The 23,159-nt window shown below is 63.6% G+C and carries 19 protein-coding genes; 6 read left to right on the forward strand and 13 right to left on the reverse strand.

The window, feature by feature from the left end:
• Window position 1: 1 nt before the first annotated feature.
• The 3 genes from MA07_RS20025 to MA07_RS20035 are packed head-to-tail and all read right to left on the reverse strand — an operon-like array spanning window position 2 to window position 5,333.
• On the reverse strand, window positions 2–1,456 hold the full coding sequence (locus tag MA07_RS20025; protein ID WP_036355749.1) for an HlyD family type I secretion periplasmic adaptor subunit: 1,455 nt from the start codon (window positions 1,454–1,456) through the stop codon (window positions 2–4).
• Entirely contained in the window at window positions 1,456–3,639 is a 2,184-nt protein-coding gene (locus tag MA07_RS20030; protein ID WP_052003357.1) for an ATP-binding cassette domain-containing protein, read from the reverse strand. The genes MA07_RS20025 and MA07_RS20030 overlap by 1 nt, the downstream gene beginning before the upstream one ends.
• Window positions 3,636–5,333, reverse strand: a complete 1,698-nt coding sequence (locus MA07_RS20035; protein WP_160195462.1) for an ATP-binding cassette domain-containing protein — start codon at window positions 5,331–5,333, stop codon at window positions 3,636–3,638. Before MA07_RS20035 ends, MA07_RS20030 begins: the two co-directional genes overlap by 4 nt.
• 492 nt (window positions 5,334–5,825) lie before the next feature.
• Here MA07_RS20035 and MA07_RS20040 point away from each other — a divergent pair, with 492 nt between their 5' ends.
• Both MA07_RS20040 and MA07_RS20045 read left to right on the forward strand, forming a co-directional pair.
• Entirely contained in the window at window positions 5,826–6,716 is an 891-nt protein-coding gene (locus MA07_RS20040) for a LysR family transcriptional regulator (protein ID WP_036355752.1), read from the forward strand.
• Window positions 6,717–6,854: 138 nt separating this feature from the next.
• On the forward strand, window positions 6,855–7,055 hold the full coding sequence (locus MA07_RS20045) for a hypothetical protein (protein WP_036355753.1): 201 nt from the start codon (window positions 6,855–6,857) through the stop codon (window positions 7,053–7,055).
• Between the two features lie 99 nt (window positions 7,056–7,154).
• On the opposite strand, the gene MA07_RS20050 is transcribed toward MA07_RS20045, so the two are convergent.
• From MA07_RS20050 to MA07_RS20070, 5 genes are all read right to left on the reverse strand, one after another.
• Entirely contained in the window at window positions 7,155–7,370 is a 216-nt protein-coding gene (locus MA07_RS20050) for a hypothetical protein (RefSeq protein ID WP_036355756.1), read from the reverse strand.
• A 251-nt stretch (window positions 7,371–7,621) separates the two neighbouring features.
• The gene (locus tag MA07_RS30970; RefSeq protein WP_036355758.1) at window positions 7,622–8,383 is read right to left on the reverse strand and encodes a response regulator transcription factor; all 762 of its coding nucleotides are present in this window, start codon (window positions 8,381–8,383) and stop codon (window positions 7,622–7,624) included.
• Between the two features lie 274 nt (window positions 8,384–8,657).
• On the reverse strand, window positions 8,658–10,952 hold the full coding sequence (locus MA07_RS20060; protein WP_052003359.1) for an EAL domain-containing protein: 2,295 nt from the start codon (window positions 10,950–10,952) through the stop codon (window positions 8,658–8,660).
• Window positions 10,953–11,323: 371 nt separating this feature from the next.
• Window positions 11,324–11,614 carry a hypothetical protein gene (locus tag MA07_RS20065; protein WP_036355761.1) on the reverse strand — a complete coding sequence of 97 codons (291 nt, stop codon included), beginning with the start codon at window positions 11,612–11,614 and terminating at the stop codon, window positions 11,324–11,326.
• Window positions 11,615–11,773: 159 nt separating this feature from the next.
• Window positions 11,774–12,193, reverse strand: coding sequence for a DoxX family protein (locus MA07_RS20070; RefSeq protein ID WP_036355994.1), 420 nt, complete (start codon window positions 12,191–12,193; stop codon window positions 11,774–11,776).
• A 234-nt stretch (window positions 12,194–12,427) separates the two neighbouring features.
• Between MA07_RS20070 and MA07_RS20075 the strand changes: the two genes are divergently transcribed.
• On the forward strand, window positions 12,428–13,222 hold the full coding sequence (locus MA07_RS20075; protein WP_036355765.1) for a DUF1194 domain-containing protein: 795 nt from the start codon (window positions 12,428–12,430) through the stop codon (window positions 13,220–13,222).
• A 25-nt stretch (window positions 13,223–13,247) separates the two neighbouring features.
• Here the strand turns inward: MA07_RS20075 and MA07_RS20080 are convergent, their stop codons facing one another.
• Window positions 13,248–14,234 carry a tripartite tricarboxylate transporter substrate binding protein gene (locus tag MA07_RS20080; RefSeq protein WP_036355769.1) on the reverse strand — a complete coding sequence of 329 codons (987 nt, stop codon included), beginning with the start codon at window positions 14,232–14,234 and terminating at the stop codon, window positions 13,248–13,250.
• A 205-nt stretch (window positions 14,235–14,439) separates the two neighbouring features.
• Here MA07_RS20080 and MA07_RS20085 point away from each other — a divergent pair, with 205 nt between their 5' ends.
• Complete coding sequence (locus tag MA07_RS20085) at window positions 14,440–14,697, forward strand: hypothetical protein (protein ID WP_036355773.1); 258 nt, start codon at window positions 14,440–14,442, stop codon at window positions 14,695–14,697.
• Window positions 14,698–14,776: 79 nt separating this feature from the next.
• Here the strand turns inward: MA07_RS20085 and MA07_RS20090 are convergent, their stop codons facing one another.
• Both MA07_RS20090 and cphA read right to left on the reverse strand, forming a co-directional pair.
• Window positions 14,777–15,631: a cyanophycinase gene (locus MA07_RS20090; RefSeq protein ID WP_036355776.1), complete on the reverse strand. Its 855-nt coding sequence runs from the start codon at window positions 15,629–15,631 to the stop codon at window positions 14,777–14,779.
• A gap of 78 nt (window positions 15,632–15,709) precedes the next feature.
• Window positions 15,710–18,586, reverse strand: coding sequence for a cyanophycin synthetase (gene cphA, locus MA07_RS20095; RefSeq protein WP_244445306.1), 2,877 nt, complete (start codon window positions 18,584–18,586; stop codon window positions 15,710–15,712).
• Between the two features lie 467 nt (window positions 18,587–19,053).
• Here cphA and MA07_RS20100 point away from each other — a divergent pair, with 467 nt between their 5' ends.
• Entirely contained in the window at window positions 19,054–20,685 is a 1,632-nt protein-coding gene (locus MA07_RS20100) for an alpha-D-glucose phosphate-specific phosphoglucomutase (protein ID WP_036355778.1), read from the forward strand.
• A gap of 25 nt (window positions 20,686–20,710) precedes the next feature.
• Here MA07_RS20100 and MA07_RS20105 read toward each other — a convergent pair whose 3' ends face one another.
• On the reverse strand, window positions 20,711–21,124 hold the full coding sequence (locus MA07_RS20105; protein ID WP_036355781.1) for a VOC family protein: 414 nt from the start codon (window positions 21,122–21,124) through the stop codon (window positions 20,711–20,713).
• A gap of 364 nt (window positions 21,125–21,488) precedes the next feature.
• Here MA07_RS20105 and MA07_RS20110 point away from each other — a divergent pair, with 364 nt between their 5' ends.
• Window positions 21,489–21,875: a hypothetical protein gene (locus MA07_RS20110; protein WP_036355783.1), complete on the forward strand. Its 387-nt coding sequence runs from the start codon at window positions 21,489–21,491 to the stop codon at window positions 21,873–21,875.
• Here the strand turns inward: MA07_RS20110 and MA07_RS20115 are convergent.
• Window positions 21,872–22,933 carry a LacI family DNA-binding transcriptional regulator gene (locus MA07_RS20115; protein ID WP_052003360.1) on the reverse strand — a complete coding sequence of 354 codons (1,062 nt, stop codon included), beginning with the start codon at window positions 22,931–22,933 and terminating at the stop codon, window positions 21,872–21,874. The genes MA07_RS20110 and MA07_RS20115 overlap by 4 nt on opposite strands.
• Window positions 22,934–23,159: the final 226 nt, after the last annotated feature.

A 23,159-nucleotide genomic window follows, 5' to 3' on the forward strand; every position in this document is an offset into this window, starting at 1 on the left:
CTCAACGCTCGTGGAATGATGCCGCCATGGCGGAATAGATCGGCTTCAGCAGGTACTGCAGCACTGTCTTGTTGCCCGTCGTGATGTCGGCCTGAACCGTCATGCCGGGCACGAGCTGCGCCTTGCCGGGGTCGCGACCTACATGCTGCTGCTTGAGCGCCACGCGCACGCGGTAATGGGGCTGCCGCTGCTCGTCGAGGAACGTGCCGGCCGAGACGCGCTCAACGATGCCCTCCACGGCGCCGTAGCGCGCATAATCGAAGGCCTGCACCTTGACGTGCACGGATTGCCCGATCTCGATGAAACCGATGTCGCGTGGCATGATCCGCACATCCGCGACAAGCGGCGCGTCCTGCGGCATGACTTCGGCGATCAATCCGCCGGGCGGCAGGACCGTGCCGGAACGGTGAACGGCCAGCCCGCGCAGGACACCGGCAGCCGGGGCGCGCAGCAGCGTCCGTTCCGCACGGTCCTCCAGCTTGCGGACGGCTTCCGCCGTTTCGGCAATGTCCAGCGCCACGCGGGCGGCCTCCTGCCGGGCCTCGTCCACGGCGGCCGACTGCATCTCCGAAATGCGGGCCTCGGCCTCGGCGAGGCTGCGCAGGGCCGTGGCGTGCTGGCCGTTCAGCCGCTCATGCTCGGCCTTCGCGCTCATCAGCAGACGCTGCGCCTCCAGAACTGCGAGCCGCGTGGTCAGTCCGTTGCGGGCGAGCTCCTCGCGGATGCCGAGTTCCTTGGAATGCAGCGCCATCTGCTCCCGCACGGCGGAGATCTGTCCGGACAGGGTCGCCAGTTCGCTGCGCCGCTGCGCCACCTGTTCGTGCAGCACGGCGATCCGGTCGCTCAAGGACCGCAGGCGTGCATCCAGCGCCGCGCGCTGAGGTCCAACAAACAGACTGGTGGTCAGGGACGGCATGGCGCTGCCCTCCCCGCTCGCATCGGCAACGGCAATGCTCCCGGTGCCGTCGCGACCGCGCAGTTGCACCGCCGTGATGTTGCCCTCGGCCGCTGCCGTCAGGCGCTGAGACTGCAGCTGGAGCGACTCAAGGCGGAACCGCGCCTGGGACAGTTCGGCCTGGGCGGCCGCATCGTTCATGCGCAGCAAGGGCTGGCCCGCCTCGACCACGTCGCCTTCGTGAACCAGCACCTCCGTGACGATGCCGCCTTCGAAATGCTGCACGGGCGCCGGCGCGACCGTCGGCGCAAGATCACCGACGCCGATGGCCACCTCGGGCACATGGGTGAGCGCAGCCCAGGCGAGCGTCGTCGCCACCAGCAGGCCGGTTCCCAGAACGACGGCGCGCTCCAGACCGTAGATGCGCAGTTCCTCCAGCGCGAGCACATGGCTGTCGGGGCGCGGCTGACGGCTGGCGCGGGGCAGAGGCGCCATCGTGTGCCGATTGGTGGCCAGCGGCGGGCTCTCGACCTCGGGGGCGTGTTTTACGGCAGTGCTCATCAACCAACTCTGGGGCTGTTAGCGGCAGAAAGATTTGCGAAAGCCGCATTCGCCAGCGGCACGCCTACAGGCGTGCGTGTCGGACGTGGACCGGAGGGAGCAGGCTGATCAACCTCCTCGACCTGCCCGTCCCGCAGACGAAGGATGCGGTCGGAGAGCCGAATGTGGCTCGGCCTGTGCGTTGCCATGAGGATCGTGCAGCGCCCCCTTCGGGAGGCGATGACGTCCGTGAACGCCTTGGCGCAGGCATCGTCCAGCCCGGCGACGGGCTCATCGAGGAGCAGGATGGGCGCATCGCGCAGCAGGGCGCTGGCGAGCGCGATCCGCTGCAGGATGCTGCGCGGCAGGCGGCCGCTGTGATTGTCGCCGACCCGTGTATCGAAGCCGCGCGGCAGCGCTTCGATCGCTTCCAGCACGCCGGCCTCTTCGGCAGCCGCGCGCAGTTGCGCATCGGAGGCACTGGGCCGCGCCAGACGCAGGTTCTGGGCAATCGTGCCGTAGAGCAATCCCGGCGATTGCGGCACCCAGCCGATGCTGCGCCGGAGAACGGCAGGGTTGAAGGAACGCACATCGTGCCCGTCGATGCGCACGAGGCCGCCCTGCGGCCTGTACAGGCCCGCGGTGAGCAGCAGCAGGGTCGACTTGCCCGTGCCCTCCGCACCGGTGACGGCCACAACCTGGCCGGGCTGAATGGCGAAACTGGCGCCCGCCAGCACGGGCTCGGACTGCGGCAGATAGCGCAGGGTCACCCGGTGGAACACGATCGCGCCCTGCTCCGGCGGCGCCATGCGCGCCTCGAGCGGTGGCGGACGCTCCGTCTCGAGCGCCATCAATCCGTCCACCTGCCGGATGGAGGCCTGGGTTTGCTCCCAGCGCGAGAGCATGACGAAGCATGTCTGCATCGGGCCTAGAACGCGCCAGATCAGCATCATGCCGGCGATCAGCGCGCCTGCGGTCATCGCACCGGACAGGACCGAGAGGACGCCCAGGACCACTGCGGCCAGACCCGACAGAGTGACGAGCGCCTGGCTTGCGGCGAGCACCGAACCCGTCAAGGTGCCGACCCGTGCCGAGGCCACAGCGGCAGCAGCCGCAGCAGCCGCATAGCGGTCGATCCAGCGCTCTTCGGCTCCCCCGAGCTTCAGCGTGCGCACCGTTTCCAGCGCCTCGACGGCCAGGGCTTCCCGCGCCTGGTTGGCGCGGGCGGCCTGATCGATGGCCAGCCGCATGGACCCGCGGGAGATCCAGAACAGGAGAACGAAGCCGATGGCGGTCCCCACCGGCACGAGCGCGATCCATCCGCCGAGAACCACCATCAGCACCACGACGAGGATGGTGAACGGCAAGTCCAGAAGGGCAACGGCGAAACTGCCGGTGAGAAACTCGCGGATCGCCGCGAAATCCCGCAGGCGGGACACCTGTGACGCGGTGCCGGCCCGCTCCACGAGCGCGGTCGGCAAGGACAGCAGCTGGGTGAAGACGGCGCTCGGAACCAGCCGATCCAGGCGCTCCGCGATGCGCAGCAGAGCACGCTGGCGGATGACGCGGAAGAGGACCTCCAGCACCACCGCGGCGGCAACGCCGATGATGAGCATGGGCAGCGTTTCCGGGCTGTAACCGGCCACCACCGTGTCGAAAACCGCCATGGTGAAGATCGGGACCGCGAGCCCGAGTACGGCCATCAACCCGCTGATCGCGAGCAAGGGCGTCAGGGATCCCCGGAACCGTCGTGCGATGCCGCTGAACCAGTTCTGACGGGATGATCCGACATTCGCATCAGTGGTCAGGATCAAGGTGCCGCGCAGCTTCTCCGGCGCGCAGGGCTTCACATCGCCTGTGGCGCCGTCGAACACCAGAACCTGTCCAGCCTCGTCGCGGTAGACGACCGCGGCAGCCTTTCCCAGTGGCAGCAGGATCGCCGGCAGGCACCGCAGGTCGAGACCTCCCCGCTTCAGCCCCTGCATCCTGGTCGGGTAACCGAGAACGGCCAGCGTGTTGCGCAGATCCGTGAGATCGATGTCGGGCTTCGCGTGGGGAAGTGCCGAGAGCAGATCATCCGCGCTGCCCGACCACTCCATCAGCCATAGAAGAACCGGCAGGCAGCGGGCCAGATCGGAAGGAGTCAGAAGGTCTTCCGACACATGCACCGGAGCCGGAGGGCAACCATCCATCACGAGGCTCATGACACAGGCTCCAGTCTGCTGTCACGGATCGCGAAGACCCGGTCGGCGATCCCGAGCGTCGAGGGACGGTGCGTGACGATGATGACCGTGACCTTGCCGCGCAGACTGGCGAGGAGTTGGGCCAACCGCGCATCGCTGTCGCCGTCGATCTGGGACGTGATGTCGTCGAGCAGGAGGATGCGCGGCTCCTCGATCAGGGCGCGCACCACGCCGATGCGCTGCGCTGCGCCACGCGGCAGGGGCGTGGCCGCAACGCCGACGGGCGTATGCCAGTCACCCGGCAACGCGCTGGCTACCTGATCCAAACCCAGTTTCGTCGCCAGGCGCAGAGCCGCCGCCTCAAGGTGCGGCTGATGCATCGTGAGATTCTGCAGGAGCGTGCCGCGCACCAGGGCCGGATCCGGCGGCACCAGAGAAACGTGTCGGCGCGCCGGTCCCATCTCGACCTGTGCGAGGTCCTGTCCATCGATGGTGACCCTGCCTTCGGTGGGCTGCAGGTCGCCGGCGATCAGACGCAGCATGGCCGAACGCCCGGAGCCATTGGCGCCGGTGACGCCGATGATCTCGCCGGGCTTAATGTCCAGGGTCAAGCCGTCGAACAGCCAATCCGTGTGAGGAGGATTGCGCAGCCGAACGCTGTCGAGGACCACATGACCTTCTGAAACTTCGAGTGCCGGCCTGTCGAGATGCCGCTCCTGCGGGAGCAGGGCGATCTCCGCCACCCGCCGCCGGCTCTCCGCGAGCGACTGAAGACGCGACCAGAGAGCGACGCCGCCGAGCAACGGCTGCATCGTGCGCCCCACCAGCATGGTGCAGGCACCCAGGCCGCCGACGCTGAGTTGCCCGTTCAGCACCATATGACAGCCGAAGGCCGCCACGCCGATGGTGGCGGCCTGGGCCAGCAACTGCCCGCCCTCCTGCCCGGCCGAAATGGCTTGCGCCAGGGTCCGGCGCATCTGCGCGGAGCCGCCCTGCAGGCGCTCGTAGCGACGCTCGAGCAGGGGCTCGGCGCCGAGAACCTTCATGGGATGGATGCAGCTCAGGGTATCGAACAGAAAGTTGAACCGGCGCTCCTCGGCAAGCGCGAGGTTATGCGCCGCGCGGCGCACGCGCCGGCCCGTCAACGCCGCGAGCAGAGCGACACCGATCAGCAGGGCCAGCGGCACCAGCACGAGCGGGCCGGCAAGATACCAGATCCCGACGAGATAAAGCAGGGCGAAAGGCAGATCGAGCATCGCCTGCAGGGCCGGGCCCGACCAGGCCTCGCGCAGGGTGCCGATGGCGGAAAGGCGCTCCGCGTAATAGCCGTTGCCGTTGGCTTCCAGGGCCGAGAGAGGAGCATGAAGCAGGCACTGCATGGCCTGACGATGCGCCTGCGCCTCGGAGGTCGCCGCCATGCGGGCCAGAAGCCTGCCCCGCACGTGCCGAAGCAGCGCCTCCAGCATAATGGCCAGAGCCACCGTGATGGCGAGAACCACCAGGGTGCCGGTGGCCTTGTTCGGCAGGATCCGGTCGTAGACCTGCAGCAGGGCAGCGGGCAGCGCCAACGCCAGCAGGGTTATCAGCAGGGTCGCCTCGAGCACCGGCATGAAGAAGGCGATGCCGAAGCGGCCGATCAATCCCCTGAAGGGGCGTGTCAGCCATGGGCCCGAGGATGCCGCCAAGGCCTCGGATGCGGCAGCAGACCTGTTCATAGCGCGACCTTTGGCCATTCGGCCGTGGGGGTGCAAAAGCTTGGATTTTGGGGGAGCATACCGGGCTCTCACCGGTATGGCGGGGCGGCATCATGCCTTTGGACACGCATCGCTTAAGGTGCGCCGGCCAACCCGCCATGTCTGTGACGTATCGCTAGGTTGAATTTCCGCAATACGGCCGGGGAAGTCAATGAATGCCTTCGCTTGGCTCGAACTACCCTTGGGTAAAGTTAACGGAATATGCGTCCTTCTATTACCCGGACCTCATGAAATACCATGGCAGCATGAACCGCTCACCAACGGACACCGTCGCCTTTATTTGGAGAGGGCGCGATCGCCTTTCCTGTGGCGGGCACTGCCGATCTGGAATAATCCTTCGTGAGGCGCAGGAACGGATCGTATTTTGGAAGCGAAGCACTTGACCTGCTGCGCGCGCCGCCTTCCCATCTGACATCGGACACGGTGAACGCGCTTCCGTTTTGAGGATCTGTCTTGGACTGGGACAAAATCAGATTGTTCTACGAGGTGGTCGACGCCGGGAACTTCACCCGCGCCGGCGAGAAGCTCGGGGTCAACCAGTCATCAGTGAGCCGCCAGATCAGCGCCCTCGAGCACGACCTGAAGGTTCCTCTCTTTCATCGTCATCCCCGGGGCCTCATCCTGACCGAGCATGGAGAGGTGCTGTTCCGTGCCGCCCAGGACATCCGCCTGCGCCTGGACGAGACCCGTCAACGCCTCACGGAGACCAGCGAACGGCCGGCCGGCGACCTGAGGGTCACCGCGACGGTCGGCATCGGGGGGATCTGGCTCGCGCGGCGCATCAAGGAGTTTCTCGATCTGTATCCCGATGTGCGCGTTCAGCTGATCCTGACGAGCGGAGAGCTGGATCTCGCCATGCGCGAAGCCGACATCGCCATCCGGCTGCGTCGGCCGGCACAGCCGGACCTGATCCAGCGCCGCCTCTTCACGATCCAGTATCACGCCTATGCGGCCCATTCGTATCTCGAACGCTCCGGAGAGCCTGAGCGGATCGAGGATCTCGACAACCACTCCCTGCTCTGCCTGGGGGGCGACCAGCCGGCTTTCATCCTGGACCTGCACCGGCTGACCAGCATGGGACGCGATCCCAAGGATCCGCGTCCCAGTCGCCTTGTGGTGAATGACAGCCTTGCTCTCCGCACGGCTATCGAGAACGGAGCCGGCATCGGCATGGCGCCGGATTACGCCATGAGCGGCAACCCTCGCGTGAAGCAGGTTCTCCGCGACGTGCAGATGCCGGTCCTCGACAGCTACCTGGTCTACCCGGAGGAGCTGCGCTCCGTCGCCCGCGTTCAGGTCTTTCGCGACTTCCTCGTCGCGAAGGCGCAGCGCTGGGATTTCTAACTAGGCAACTCTTTCGGGTCACATTCACGAGGGAGTCTTGAGAGAGGCCGAGCCGAGGCGCAATCTCACTTTCTCCACGATTCGAAGGCTATTGAATTCCTTAAAATCTGTTTCTCAAAAATAAAGGGCGTCTATCCTATGCCACGGTCTTTTCTCGCCGTTCTCGCCATTGCCCTTGGGCTGCCCTTCCTGATCCTGCTGGCAATCGTCTCTGCTGGTTCAGGCGTCAGCGCGAGCGTTTTCACGAGCGCGCTCGGGCTCGTGATCATGTCGGTTGTTCTGATGCTGGTTGTCTATGAGATCAAGCGGATTGCAGATCTGCCACCGGACGCCCATTGATCACCGGCACTCCCGTGCCTGGACGCGTTGAAGCGGCGGCGGCTCGAGACGCCTGTCCGTGGTCAGGGATCTCAAGCCGCGTGATCAGAATGCAAATTTTCAGGCTGCGGCCCTGGACCGCTCAGGATGCTCCTCTGCCGTGGCACGCTGAAGCGCCAGCAGGAGAACGCTGATGTCTTCATCAAGGAGACTGATAGCATTGCGGGCATATTCGCGGAATTCTTCCCTAACCAATTCCGCTTCGCTGTCCCACAGGAAGTCCTCGTGCTCGGCCTCAAAGAACGCCCGAGCCACCAATTCCACTTGGTAATCCATGTTTGCCCCACCGCATTATTTAGGTGTTTGTTGTCAGTTCAAGCCTGGGGCGTCAGTACGCTATCACTGGAATTTTTATCCGGCGCACCATCAGGGTGCTGTCAGGCTTAGCGCTGGTGTCGACTGATCCGCAACTCGCCACTTGGGCTACCTCGAAAGAGGTAGGGCACGCGGGGCTTCCCCGCGTGCCCTACTCCCGATGATACGGTGCTTCTGGGAGGCTGGTCCCTTACGGGAACCCCAAGCTCTCCCTACTCGCCCGGAATGAGGGATCCGCTCTCCTGTGCCGAGGCGAAGTGGCCGGCGGCCCACATGGCTGCCTGGGTCCTGTTCACCGCCTTCACCTTTCGCAAGATCGCCTTGATGTGGACCTTGACGGTGGCTTCCGCCACTCCGAGTTCGCGGGCGATCAGCTTGTTCGAGGCCCCCTGAGTCAGGCAGCGCAAAATCTGCGCTTCGCGCTCCGACAGCTTGTTCAGGAGCAGAGCCGGATCGTTGGCAGGCATAAGGGAAACCGTCCGGCCCATACCGCCGGCTTGGCTGCCGCTGATTTGTTCGAGCAGGTCCAGACCGACCGATCCTGGAATGAAGGTTTCACCCAGCATGACGAGTTCCAAAGCCTTGATGATGGCATGGCGAGCCATCGTGGTCGTGCAGAACCCGTCCAGACCCTCTTTACAGATTTGAACGATCTCTTGCGGCGCCATGCTGTCGGCAAGGACCACCACCCGAGCATGAGGGTGCTGCTCCTTCAATTCCTTGACCGTCTGGGAATACTCGGAAGGGGAGCGCCCGTCGCAGATGAGGAAGAGCACCGGGACCCCTTCCGGAAACGCGGACAGGGTCGACAGGTCTCCGGCTTCCCCCGTGAGGTCGAAGCGGGTGCCCGAAAGGATATGACTGATACCGGTTCGGAGAAGGATGTTCTGGCAGATGAGAACCGTCGTGACGTTCTGAAAAGGATCCTGAGCAATGGGCAGGATCTGCTCTTTGTAGACGACGTTATGGCCCATGCTGGCTCTAGCCCCTTGGTGGTGTTCATCGAAGTCAAGGATCATGGCGTCGCCTATCCGAAATACGCAGGCTAGAACAAAAGAGGCGGGAACCATGTCCGGGGAGCTGATCCGATTAGATCAGGCGTGGCGATAACGATGGCTAGAAGATTTAGTTCCTCTTCCTGAACGTCACCAAAGAGGTAGTCCGTCGTGCTATAATGGTTTTGTGATAGCATCTCAAACTACCGTCGCCGAGAATAAGTGAAGCTTGGCCATACTCTGTCCCATAAGCTTATCCTATACTCCGGGCTGGGAAAGTATTCGCATAATGCACCGCCCGATTTGATGACGATCGACTGAGCAGTCGCACGATCTGCTCTTCCGATACGGCCTTGGAGAACAGAAAGCCCTGCATCTCGTTGCAGCCTGCGGTATCGAGAAAATTACGCTGTGTCTCTGTCTCAACGCCTTCGGCCGTCACGGTAATCGACATGGCATGGCCGAGGGCCACGATGGCTTTGATGACGGTGGCGGCTTTGCCGCCCTGTCCTAGGCTTTGGGTGAACGACCGGTCGATCTTGATCTTGTCGACTTCGAACCGATGGAGGTAACCCAAGCTCGAATAGCCGGTACCGAAGTCATCCAGGGCAATACGGAAACCCGCTTCCCGCAGCTTCCGAAGCGCATCGGTCGTCCTCCCATCCTCCTCAAGGAGGACCCCTTCCGTGACTTCGAGTTCGATGCGCTGAGGATGCCCGCCACATTCCCGGACAATGGCGATGAGTCGGCTGGCGAAGTCACCCAACCGGAATTGAACAGGGGATAGATTGACGGAGACGAAGAGATCGGGCCAGCGCCGGGAGGCCATGCAGGCTTGGCGCAGGATCCATTCCCCGAGCGGAACGATCAGGCCGGTCTGCTCGGCCACAGGGATGAACTGGCTGGGCTGGATGTATCCGCGTGTCGGATGATGCCAACGGGCAAGGGCCTCCACGCCGACAACGGTGCCGCCTTGAGAGATCTGCGGCTGATAGGCAACCTCGAGCCCCTCCCCTGTTGCAAGTGCCGCACGGAGATCTTCTTCGATGACTCTGGAGACGTTGATGGTTTCGTCCATCTCCGGCGTGAAGAGGCGGTAGCAGTTCCGCCCCTCTCCTTTGGCGCGGTAAAGCGCGATGTCGGCCTTGCGCAGGAGTTCGATGCGGTCCAGGCCCGCCTCTGGAGCCAGCACGAGCCCGATGCTGACGCCGACGAAGACCTGATTGCCGATGACATCATAGGGCTGCGTGGATGCCGCAAGAATACGCTCGCACAAGACCTGCGGCGCATCGCTTCCGGCCTCGGAGGTCTGTACGACGGCGAATTCGTCTCCGCCCAATCGGGTGATGGTGACTTCGCCATCTACGAGCTTCGACAGACGGGCTGCGAACTCCTGAATGAGACTGTCACCGGCATGGTGACCGAGGGTGTCGTTCACATGCTTGAAGCGATCCAGGTCGAGCATCATGACGGCAACCTGCTCGCCATTCTTCATCTGAGCGATAGCGTGGTCGAGCCGGTCTGCGAACAGAGCGCGATTGGGCAGACCTGTCAGCACATCATGGAACGCGAGATGGTGGGCCTGCGCCTCACTCGCTTTCAGCTCGAGAACCGTTCTCTCCAGGGTCTTCGTGGAGTGCCTCAGCCGACGGACCAGAGCACCGAGCAGCAGAAGGATCATGGCGGCAGCAGCGGCCATGACCGGGCCGATCGATCTGAGGACACGATCCCCCGGCAGCTCCGGGTTCCAGATGAAGTAGCCGATGCGGTGGCCGACATCCGATTTCACCGGCACAGAGACCTCACCCAGCTGGGGGGTGTCGGTGCTCGAGAAGCGCAGACCGTCGATCAGGTTCTGCTCGGACAAATGTGTGATGAAGCTTCCATCCAGGAAACGGATGCTGAGCAGAAGAAATTCTCTTCCGTGAGGATAGGGAACGTCCTCGGACTCGGGGATGATCTTCATCACACTGACGGCCGCCGGCCGGCCATTAAGCTCGAGCAGATGAGCGTCGTGAACAGCCTGGCCGGTCTTCAGGTAGGATGCCGTCGCAAGGTCCTCGACGTGAGCCCGGTGCAGAGACTCCGGAGCTCCCCTTATCCCTGCAATCAGATCGCTGACGCTCGCCCTGATCCGCTCGTATTCCTCAGCAGCCACGCGGCTGGACCCGACGGTCGCAACGAGCGGCTCGTTGCGCTCATCGAGGATGTAGATTTCGTCCTGTCCGAACGTCTTGTTGAGCCAGACGCCGAAATTCGCATCGACCCATTTGAGATCCAGTGGGCGCTTGTTGAGCTCCACCACGGCGTCATCCCAGATGGCGACCATTTCCTGCTGCTGGGCAAGCTCCTGAACGGCGGCGCGAATGCTCGCCTCCGTCGTCCGGAGCTGACGTTCGGCGGAGATGTCGTTGCTCCTGTTGACGGCCCACAGGATCGCCCCCGCGCCCATCGCCAACGTCGCGAAGGCAACCAGGACGACAGGCAACAGAACGCCGCGGATAAAGGGCCGTTCTGCGCGGTCGGACGACAGAAAGATACTCAACATGGCCGCACCGGAACGCCTCCGGACTTCGACCGAACGGCGGTGTGCCGAACGCTCGACCTCGGGCGAATGAATTTTGGGAACGAACCTGCCGGATTCTCACCGGCCTGGCAGAGGGGCATCATGCCTTTGAGCGGCGCATGGTCTCGGGCGCGAACTCAACCTGCCACAAGGGGTATGGTAGCGATGATCATTTCTATGATCGGCATCAAAAATCAACGAAAGAATTCGTCCGGCCGCATGCTTTGAGATCTACAGTTAACGGTTCTTGTCGAGGACCCAGTTCCGTAAAGGAAATAAAACAGACAGGCGATGTTCTGTTTGCTCGGAAAGCAGATCCCTGACGGCCCCGTCAGGTTCCGAGCTTTGGAACCTCATTCCGGCTGTGCGTGATCTTCCAAGGCCTGGATCAGCTCCAGGCATTTCTCGGCCACGACGGCCGATACCTTGGGGTCTCCGTGATGGTGGCGCATGGCCACCGCATTGGCTTGCTCGAACAGATCCGTAAGGTTGCCGGAGATGAAGGGGCGGGAACTCGGAAAATCGAAGCTCCTGCTCTCGGAGCGGGATCTGGATTTCGAAGGACGCTTGGGTTCGAAGAGGCCTAGCACCTCGCACCTGTCGGCGATCCTCTTGAGATCCTTGAAGGCGATGATCTCGGCCATGTTCAGACTCCTACGCAACGAACCTGCTGTGCTCTTAACGCTTATCCCGCGCAAAAGTCATGCGCCGTCCCCTGAAATTTATAGGGTTAACGGCAGCCGTTCCACTTCGGAGTCGCAGCCGTCGGTTATGTTACCCAACTCTTCCGGAGTAGGAACGGATCAACGCTCCCAGGAATGGCGCGGCCCGGCAGGCCGCCTTGCCGCATCGATGTTCAAGGCACCTGGACCGGTGAACACGAGCAGCAGGAAGACGAAGCAGAACAGGATGGATGCATCCCCGCCGTTCAGAACGGGATAGAAACTCCGGGGAGCATGGAACATCCAATAGGCGACGGCCATTTCGCCGGCGAGCACGAAGGCAACGGGTCTGGTGAACAGCCCCACCAGGATCAGCAGGCCGCCGACGAATTCCAGGATGGCTCCGATGCCGAAGAGCGACAAGAGGGGCGGCGTGCCGCTTTCAGGAGGCGCCGGGAAGCCGAAGAGCTTCTGCGTTCCATGCTCCATGAAGAGCAGCGCCGTGACGATCCTCAAGGCGGCCAAGGCATAAGGTGACCAGCGATCGAGCGTAGACGACATGTGCGGGAATTCCTTGTGAGCACCGCCATCCACGGCGGCTCGAACCTTGATGCCGCCCATATAAAGCATCAGACCCGGAGGAAAAGCCCGTCTTGCGTGAGGTTCCAGCTTTTGCAGCAGGCTGAGTGCAAGCACAGATGTTTCACATGGAATTCACGTTAAATTGACGGGTGTCGAACCTTGCCTGCCGGAGGTTTTCTGCCAGCTTCTTGCGTCTGGCAAACGGAGGCGGAGATGAATCGAAGGCTTCTTGGCGCTCTCGCGGCCGCCCTATCGGGCCTGTGGCTGTGCCCACCCGATGCCCGGGCGGAAACCGAGGTCGATGTCGCGCTGGTGCTGGCCGTGGACGTCTCGCGCTCCATGGATCCCGATGAGCAGGAACTCCAGCGTCAGGGTTTCATGGAGGCCTTCCGCTCCCCGCAGGTGCATGAGGCCATTCGCAACGGCATGGTGGGCCGGATCATCGTCACCTATGTGGAATGGTCGGGCGTGGAGTATCAGAACGTCATCGTGCCCTGGACGATCATCGAGAGCCCCGAAGGGGCGCTGAAATTCGCCGATGGCCTGAGCAGCAACCCCATCGGCCGTATCCGGAGAACCTCGATCTCCGGCGCCATCGATTTCAGCGTGAAGCTCCTGGAGCAGACCGGCGTCGAGCCGATGCGCAAGGTCATCGACATCTCCGGGGACGGGCCCAACAGCAGCGGACGAGGCGTCGTCGCGGCACGGGACGAGGCCATTGCCAAGGGCATCACCATCAACGGGCTTCCCATCATGCTCAAGCGTCCGAGCGGCTTCGGCGACATGGAGCATCTCGACCTCTACTACAAGAACTGCGTCATCGGCGGAGAAGGATCGTTCATCGTGCCGGTACGGGACCGCCAGCACTTCGCCGATGCCATCCGGACCAAGATCATCCGCGAGATCGCGGCCCTGCCGGCAAGCCCGATGATCCAGAAGGTCCAGGCCGAGCCGTCCGTGAGCTGTACCGAGGGCGAGCAGCGCATGTATCGCTGGGACCGCAACTGAGGCGGTCCCGAAACGGTACCTCGCGTCACTCCAGGGTGATGTTGGCCGTCCTGATCACCGTCTCCCATTTGGCGCCTTCTTCCTGCATGTAGGCGGCCATCTCGGCAGGCGAGCTCTGGAGCACGTCGATCCCGGCGCCGGTCAGCTTGTCGCGGATGTCCTGCTTGGCGACGACCTGCCGGTATGTCTCGTTGAGCTTGGCGATGATCTCGGGCGGCAGGCGTGCCGGGCCGACGAAGCCCTGCCAGGCCCAGGCCTCGAAGCCCGGGAAATCGGCCGCGACGGGCGGCACGCCCGGCAGGCCGGCGAACTCCTTCGGAGATGCCACAGCGATGGCCTTGATGGGACCGGAGAGCTGGGAGCGGGCAGTCGCGAAATCGATGAACATCATGTCCACCTGTCCCGCCACCAGATCCTGCACGGCAGGAGCGGCGCCCCGATACGGCACATGGGTGAGCTTGATGCCGGCACCCTGCGAAAGAAGTTCCGTCGCCAGGTGGAACGGGCTGCCCAGGCCAGGGGTCGCATAGGTGATCCGTCCGGGCGTCTTCTTCGCCTCGGCGACAAGTTCCTGAATGGAGTTCACCGGCAGCTTGTTCGTGTTGACGAGCAGCACGAGCGCGAAGCGGCCCGTTAGCGAAATCGGGCTGAAATCCTTGTACGGATCGAAGGAGAGCTTGCGATAGAGGGAGCGGTTCGTCGCGAAGGTGGCCGAATCCCCTAAGAGCAGCGAGTAGCCGTCGGACTCCGCCCGGGCGACGGCCTCGGCCCCAATATTGGTGCCGGCGCCCGGTTTGTTCTCGATCACGAACTGCTGCCCCAGTTGCTCCCCCATAGCGCCAAAGACGAGCCGCGCGAAGAAATCCGTTCCGCCGCCGGCCGCATAAGGGACGGTGACCCGGACCGGCCTCGCCGGATAGCCGGACTGGGCGAGAGCCCGCCATGGCGAGAGGACCGAGGCTGCTGAAGTTGCGGCCATCGTCGCGAGAAGGCTGCGGCGGGTCTGTCTCATGGCGTTCTCCCAGGATCGTGCTGTTGCGGTTCGGTGCATGGCTGGACATAGGGAGAGTGCTCGCGGCGACCAGAGCCACACCACGCAAGAGGCTGCACGGCCACTGCCGGCATCACCTAGATTATTTAACGCCACGCCTGAACATGCAGAGATCCCAGGCATTCCTCTGTGAGGAGCTGAGCATTCACAGGACGGGAGATGAAATATGGGCGCGAAGAAGGAAGAGGATGATCTGGTCGATGCCGGCTCGGAATACTCGTTCCCGGCCAGCGATCCGCCGTCCTACATGGGCGGGTCGGCGGTTGCAGGTCCGCCCCCACAGGACGAGCCCGCACGGGAGCCCGTCAATCAGGCTGTCTCGAACCCCGATGAGGTGAAGCCGGCAGAGGATGCGCCGCAGGGCACCGACCCGGCACGAACGGGCAAGGCGCCGAAGCAGGATCACGGGGGCAACAATCCCTAGCCGAGACCGCATGATCTTGATGCTCAATCTCAAGATACGACGGCTTGGAAAAATGACCGGCGATTTCGCGGCGAGCTGATCAGCTCGCCGCCTGCGCTTCGATGGCATGGCTCTTCTGCAGATCCGGCACCTCCGCAGGACGACGCTTCGCCAGGTCGAAGGCGTCACCCGAACTCAGCACATGCATGCGGATGTCGTACATGCAGAGGGAGCGTTCCGGCTCGGCCTCCGCGATGTTGGAATGAGTCACGCCGGCCCCATCGACCACATAGACGCAGCCGCTACCGATCACCTGGAACTGCTCGTTCTCAAGGACCAGAGCGGTGTCCTCGTCGATACCGATTCCAAGTTCGCGCGGGTTGTGCGCCACGGCTCCGAACAGGCGTCCGAACCGGCCGCGTTCCGCGAAATGCTGGTCGATGATGACATTGCGCACGAGGCCAAGGCCCGGCGCCATGTGCAGGTCGCCGATCTTGTAGGATTCCCCGCTGGTCCCTTTGACCAGCATGGTCTCGCTCATCACGGATGCACCGGCCGATGTCCCCGCCAGCAGCCCTCCGCGATCATGGATCTCGCGCACCCGCTGCTCGATGGGCGTATCGCCGATCTGACTCGAGATGCGCAACTGGTCGCCGCCCGAAAAGAACACGCCGGCCGCTCCGTCGAAGAGCCGGAGTTTTTCGGGATCGAGGGTCTCGGCCCTGTCCTTCACGTAGATCTCCACGAGATCCGTCACGCCGAGATCGGCGAAGGCTTTCTGATAGGCCTCGAAATAACCCTCAGGCTCATGGGAGGCGACGGTCGCGAGGACGAGCTTGCCGCCGTTCACATGCCTGGCGACCTCACGCAGGATGGTGCGCTCACCTTCCTTGTCCTCACCCCCACCGATGATGATCAGTGGCCCCCTAGATCTCTTCCTCGTGCGTTCCTGCATGATGGCGACAGGTCTCCCTTTCAGCAGCAACCCGCCCCAGACAAGGGACGGGCAACATTGAAGTTCCTTTGATCCCGCTCAAGCGGTACGGCGCCACTCCTTGGCTGGCTCTTCCGCCCGATGAACCTCCACCTCGAAGGAAGTCGACGGAGCAGCCCGGAAGTCGAGCACCTGCCGCCACATGGCCTCCACATCGGTGGGCGTGAGCACCACGAGATCGCCGGGCTGTGCCCTTCGCAGGCAGAGGTCGGCAGCCTCGTCCTCGTCCAGGATGCGGCAGATCCGCTCCTCGGAACAGCCTGCTGCCAGCGCACCTTCGGCCAGCAATGCGACGATCTCACCAGGCCTCCGACCCCGTCGGGCCGGATCCTCCCGGAAGATGATGTCGTCGAAGTAGCGGGTCGCGAGTGCTCCCATCTCCCGCATGTCTTCATCGCGGCGATCGCCCGGGATATTGATCATTCCGATGACGCGGCGATGGCGGGAGCGCATCTTGAGGATCAGATCGCCCAGGGCCTGCAGTCCCGCCGGATTGTGGGCATAGTCCAGGATGACCCGGAAGCCGTGACCATCGAACACGTTGAGGCGCCCGGGGCTCTGCTCGAAGGATGTGGTGAAGGTCGACAGGGCCATGCGGATGACGTTGACCGGCACGCCCTGGGCATACGCCATGGCGGCCGCCCCCAAGGCGTTCTGCACGTTGAACTCGGCCAATCCGTCGAGCGTGGCCGGGATCTCTGCAGCCCGCATCAGGTGAATGCTGTCACCGTCATCGTGGATCACGATTTCGCCGCCGTCAGCGGCACTCGGTTCGCGAACGACCGCGAAGCCGCCATCCTCGATGTGCTCGCGCAGGAAATCAGGCATGTCGGCGCCTCCGCGGAGGGAGAAATAACAGATGCGTCCCCCGGCGCGGCGGCGCATGCTCACGCACATCGGATCGTCTGCATTGAGGATGCTGGTGCCGTTGCGATGCACGGCTTCCACGACCACAGACTTGACCCAGGCCAGATCCTCGATGGTGTCGATTCCCTTGAGCCCGAGATGATCCGGCTGAATGTTGGTGACGAGACCAACGTCACAGTCGGTGAAGCCCATCCCCTCGCGCAGGATGCCGCCGCGGGCGGTTTCCAGAACCGCCACGTCCACCGTCGGGTCCTTGAGAACCACGCGGGCGCTCCAGGGGCCGGACGCGTCCGCATCCACCACTCGGCGGCCATTCATGTAGATGCCCGTCGTCGAGGTCAGGCCCACGCATAGTCCGTTGGCGCGCAGGATATGACCTACCATTCGCGAGGTTGTGGATTTGCCGTTGGTGCCTGTGATGGCGAGGATCGGAATACGCGTCGGTGTCCCGCGTGGGAACAGCATGTCGATGACGGGTCGCGCCACGTTGCGGGCACGTCCCTCCGAGGGCTGCAGGTGCATGCGAAAGCCCGGCGCGGCATTGACCTCGATGATGCCGCCGCCGGTTTCATGAACCGAGCGGGTGATATCCGGTGCGATGAAGTCGATTCCGGCCACATCGAGGCCGATCGCACGTGCAGCGCGGCGGGCGATCAGGGCATTGTCGGGATGGATATCGTCCGTGCGGTCAATGGCAGTCCCTCCGGTCGAGAGGTTCGCCGTGTCGGACAGGTGGATCACTTGCCCGAGAGCCGGCACGCTGTCCGGGTCGAGTCCGGCCTTCGCCAGAATCCCGAGGGCGTGATCGTTGATCTTGATCCGGGTCATGACGTTCTCATGGCCTTCGCCGCGACGCGGATCCCTGTTCACCTCATCGACCAGGGCTGCGATGCTGCGCTCCCCATCGCCAATGACATGAGCCGGCACGCGCTCCGCCACAGCCACGACTTCTCCATTGACCACGAGGATGCGATGGTCCCGGCCTTTGAAATAACTCTCGACGATAACCCGCCGGCCGTGGTTCACAGCCTCCCCGAAGGCACGGGTGACCTCCTCCGTCGTGGAAAGGTCGATGCTGACGCCACGCCCGTGATTGCCGTCGAGGGGTTTGACCACGACCGGGTAGCCGATCCGCTCGGCTGCGCGCACCGCATCGTCGGCGCTGCGGACGACCTCACCACGAGGAACCGGCAGACCTGCATCGGCAAGAAGGGTTTTCGTCAGATCCTTGTCGCCGGCCGCATCCGTTGCGATCGACGAGGTCATGCTCGTGATGCTGGCGCGGATGCGCTTCTGATAGCGTCCGGTGCCCAGTTGCACGAGACTCTGATCGTCGAGACGCAGGACCGGGATGCCGCGCCGCTCGGCCTCCTGCACAAGCGACATGGTTGTCGGGCCGAGCGCCGTGCGGCGATGCACATAGCGAAGGGCCTTGAGGGCAGCGGCAAGGTCGAAGGCACCTTGGAAGGCGGGTTCATCCTCGTCCTTGTAGACGCGGTCGAGCCCCTTGATACCCTGAAGCTCCGGGGGCAGCAGGGAATCCACGAGTTGGAGGGCCAAGCGCCCGGCCACGAGGCCCACATCCTCCTCCCGGTAGGCATACATCACATTGTAGACGCCGCATTCTCCCTTCACGGACCGGGTCTTGCCTCGGGTGACGCGCGAGCCGATGAGGGTCTGAAGCTCGAGGGCAATATGCTCGGCCACGTGACCGAGCCAAGTCCCCTCCTCGAGACGCCTGACGAAGCCGCCGCGCTCATGGAAACTGCAGCCATGCTCGTGCAACCCTGGCAAAAGGGCGAGAAGGCGCTCGGTGAAACTCGGCAGGCGATGGGATGGCCATTCCTCCAATGAACCGAGATCGAGCTTGATCCGGATCATCGGGGTGAGGCTGTAGAGATGCGGCCCACGATAGACCCCGCGCTCGATCACGCGCATGGGGCTCGCCGCCACCTCTTGCGATCCTGGGGCATCAACTTCGTTCGACGGATCCGACAGCGGGTTCACAGACTCTTTGGAGCCAGCCTGCGCTTGACGATCATCGCCCATTCTTGGGAACTCCTTACAACAGAAGACAAAAACCGCGCTGCGATACCCACGGACGGAATCCGTCCACGTCTCCGCTGCCGATTAAATGATGAAAGAGCGTGCAGAACGCACTCAAGGGTTGTTCAATTTCCAGGCGGCTTCTTTGGTTCCATGTAGAAAAGGCAGCGTGTACAATATTTTACGAGCAATAACATATGTTATGATGAGCCTATACTTCGCGGCTTGCCGTTGTTGCTTTTGAGTTTATGGCTTGGGCAAGCCAATGGTGCCTTTATCGACACCCCCGTTGACCAGCCTCGGCCTGAGCGGAGAAATGGACGCGCAAGCAGAAAGGTACTTCTTCATCTTACCTTCATCTCGACAGTGGCATGTCGCGGCCGCAACCCTAAAATGGTCGCACGCCCTTTCAGGGCAGGTATCAAGATTCGGCCCATGACGGGCCAATGTTAAGGAAGTGATCAGCCCCGATGGTGACGACCCGTACCCCGACGACACCGTTTTCCGATCAGCGCCCCGGCACATCGGGCCTGCGCAAGAAGGTCACCGTCTTCCAGCAGCCCCGGTATGTGGAAAACTTCATCCAGTCGATCCTCGACAATGTCGAGGGGGCTGAAGGTGCGACCCTGGTGATCGGCGGCGACGGGCGCTACTTCAACGATGTCGTGGTTCAGACCGCCATCAGGATGGCGGCCGCCCATGGCTTCGGCCGCGTCCTCGTCGGGCAGCGGGGGCTCCTGTCGACGCCGGCGGCTTCCTGCGTGATCCGCAAACACAAGGCCATCGGCGGGCTCGTTCTCTCGGCTAGTCATAACCCGGGCGGCCCCGACGGCGACTTCGGCATCAAGTTCAACATGGCCCATGGCGGGCCGGCGCCGGAATCCTTCACGGAATCCGTGTTCAAGCGGGCGGGCGCCATCACCGCGTACAAGATCGTCGACGCTCCCGACATCGATCTCAGCCGCATCGGCCCGACCAAAGTCGGCGACATGAATGTCGAGGTCATCGATCCGGTGGCCGACTATGCGGAGCTGATGGAGCAGCTGATCGATTTCGACAAGATCGCCGCTCTGTTCCGCTCAGGCTTTCGCATGCGCTTCGATGCCCTGAGCGCCATCACCGGCCCCTACGCGAAGGCCATTCTTGAGAACCGTCTCGGCGCGCCGGAAGGCACCGTCGTCAACGGAGAGCCGAAGCCCGATTTCGGCGGCCACCATCCCGATCCGAACCCGGTGCATGCCCATGACCTCATGGACCTGATGCTCGGCCCCGACGCGCCCGATTTCGGCGCAGCCTCCGACGGCGACGGCGACCGCAACATGATCGTGGCACGGGGCCTCTTCGTGACACCGAGCGACAGCCTCGCGATCCTCGCGAGCCATGCGCATCTCGCGCCCGGCTACGCCAAGGGCCTGGCGGGCGTCGCGCGCTCCATGCCGACGAGCCGCGCCGCCGACCGGGTGGCCAGAAAGCTCGGCATCAATTTCTTCGAGACCCCCACGGGCTGGAAATTCTTCGCCAATCTTCTCGATGCGGGGCTCATCACCCTCTGTGGCGAGGAGAGCGCGGGCACGGGCTCCAACCACATCCGCGAGAAGGACGGGCTCTGGGCCGTGCTGCTCTGGCTCAACATCCTGGCCGTCACGAAGAAGCCGGCGGACCAGATCGTGCGCGAGCACTGGGCCGCGTTCGGCCGCGACTACTATACGCGCCACGACTACGAGGAGCTCGAGACTGCGCCTGCCAACGAGCTCATGGACGCCCTGCGCAACAAGCTGCCGGCTCTTCCCGGGCAGCGCTTCGGCGGCCTCACGGTCCAGTCCTGCGACGACTTTGCCTACACGGATCCCGTGGATCAGTCCGTGACGCCCAAGCAGGGCATCCGCATCCTCTTCGAGGAGGACGCCCGCGCCGTGTTCCGCCTGTCGGGCACGGGCACCTCGGGCGCGACCCTGCGGGTCTATCTGGAACGCTTCGAGCCCAACGCGGACCGGCACGATCTGCCGACCGCCGACGTTCTGGCTCCCGTGGTGCAGGCGGCAAACGAGGTTGCGGAGATCGCAGCCCGCACGGGGCGCGATGCGCCCAGCGTCATCACCTGATCCCGACCTGCCCGGGCTTTGGCGCTCAATATGTCGCCCAGAGCCCGGGCGTCGCCAGTTCGAGAACGTGCCCGTCCGGATCCCGGAAATAAACGCTCGTACCACCCCGGGGCCAAGTCACCCGGCTCTCGATGGGAATCCCGCGCTCCTCCAGCCTCCGCTCCCACGCGGGGAGTTCCTCGGCCGCGACCGCAAAGCCGATATGCAGAGGCCCGTCTCCGTCATGGCCGGGGATCGTGCCGCCGGGCGTCGTCATGTCCGCGCTCGACCCGCCGCGGAGAAAGACGAGGAGGACGCTCCGGCCCCCGACATCGAATGCACACATGCGCTGGTTGGCCAGTAGCAGCGGCAAACCGAGGCTGCTCTCATAGAACTCCCTGGCACGGGACAGATCGTCGACGTAGAGAGCGGATTCGAGCACGGCATTCAGCTTCGGCATCCTGGACCTCATGCATTCCGATGCCGCCCATTTGGCCTCTGCCGGCGCTCTTCTGTCCAGACCTCCATGAAGCTCAAGTCCGGCAAGAGAGGTGAAAAATTGGGCAACGATGCTGACCTTTTAATCTTGAAACCCGCCGGCGCAGCTTTTAGTTATTGCAGTGCAACACGGCGATTGGCGTCGCTGCGTTGCAGCCCTTCTAGGGCGTTTCCTCCCTAAACTTCGGGCCGTTGGCAACAACGGCCTTTTTTCTTGCCTGCACAACAGGTTCCGGCCTGACCGCGCAGCCCGCACAGCGGGGGCGGAACAGGAACCTCGCACTCCTCCGGCGGTTTCCCCATCAGCGGATCCCAGGAGAGTTTTCATGTCCACCCGTTCAGACAACCCCAACCACACCGACATTCCTCGGACGCACACGATCAAGCCGATGGATGCCCCTCCCATGAACGAGGGCTCGACCACGGCGCAGCTGAAGGGCGACATCAACAGCGGCCGCACGGGGGACAAGAACGAGGTGTTCGACCCTGGCCTCTCTCCCCTTGGGACGGACGAGGAAGCCGGCGGCAGCCCGCTGACGCCGGAACAGGTCGACATCGCCCGTCATCAGGAATCCTCGGCCCGCTGGCAGAACGGCAATGAGAAAGACAGCTATGCCCACCAGCACTCGCGCAAAGCGCTTGCCGGCTATGTGGGCTTCATCGCACTCGTGCTGGTGCTGTTCGTCGGGGCGTTTTCGATGTTCGGGAACTAACCGGGCGGCGCAACGCTGTCCCGGATGACAAGCTCCGTCCCGAGCCGGATCTGCTTGGGAGTCGGGCGCCCCTGCAGCAGATCGATGAGAACCGTCGCGGCCGCCTGTCCGAGTTCCCGGCGTGGCTGATGAATCGTGGTCAGCGACGGCTCGGCCACGGCCGCGAATTCGATATCGTCGAACCCGGCAACCGAGATGTCCTGCGGCACCCGCAAACCGGCAGAGAGAAGGGTGCGCATGAGCCCGATGGCCATCTCGTCGCTGGTGCAGAAGACAGCCGTCGGGCGGGTGTTTCGGGCGACCAGGCCCTGGCCGGCCGCCACCCCGGATTCGATCGTGTAGTCGCCGGGGATCACGAGCGCCGGATCGAAGGGCAGGCCTGCGGCCTCCAATCCATCCTTGAAGCCTAAGAAGCGCTCACGCTCCAGGATGTTGTTCGCCGGTCCGCTCACATAGGCGATGCGCCGATGCCCGAGCGAGGCGAGATGCCGGGTCATGCGTGAGGCGGAGGCGCGGTTGTCGATCTCGATCTGCGGAATGTCGGCACCCGGGATCGCCTCGCACAAGGCCACGAGAGGAATCCCGATCCGGGCCGGCTGTCCCTCCCCTTCCCGGCTCTGCCCGAACAGGTGGCCGTTGAGCAGAATGGCGCCGTCGACCCGGCCCGCTGCCGTGAAGGCCGCGAAATGCGCCTCCTTCTCAGGGGAGCCGTCGAGATCGCTGATGATCATCCCGTAGCCGGCCTCGAAGAGCGTCTCCTCGATGCCGCGCAGGATCTTGGAAAAGAAGGTGTTCGACAGGTCCGGCAGAACGACCAGCACCATGAAGGTCTTCTGCGACCGGAGGGACCGGGCGGCAGGGTTGGGCACATAGCCGGTCTTGGCGATTGCCTCCAGAACCCTGGCGCGGGCTTCCGGGGACACCCGCTCCGGGGTGGCGAGCGCTCGGCTCACCGTGGCGGTCGAGACATCGGCAAGCCGGGCGACATCCTGGATCCGCGCGGCACGAACCCGCGTATCCTCGGGCTCAGCCCTGTCTGCCTGTCCCAGATCGTCCATGGCGCTCCCCCGACTATGGTTCTGTTTGACAGATGCCGCCATTTCGGTAAAGTTGCATGTAATCGATTACATAGGGTTGTTGTCGAGCTGTTCGACAGCCCTACTTCGAAAAGAGCCCCGTCAGAGGGCTGATCGACAAGCAGGAGGACATGAATGCCCGCTCCCGTGCCGTCCAGTTGATCCGCATCCGGTAGAAACGTCTTATGAGCGCCTTCACACCATCGAA

This window comes from Microvirga sp. BSC39 (assembly GCF_000739015.1).
In the GTDB taxonomy this organism is placed as follows: Bacteria; Pseudomonadota; Alphaproteobacteria; order Rhizobiales; family Beijerinckiaceae; genus Microvirga.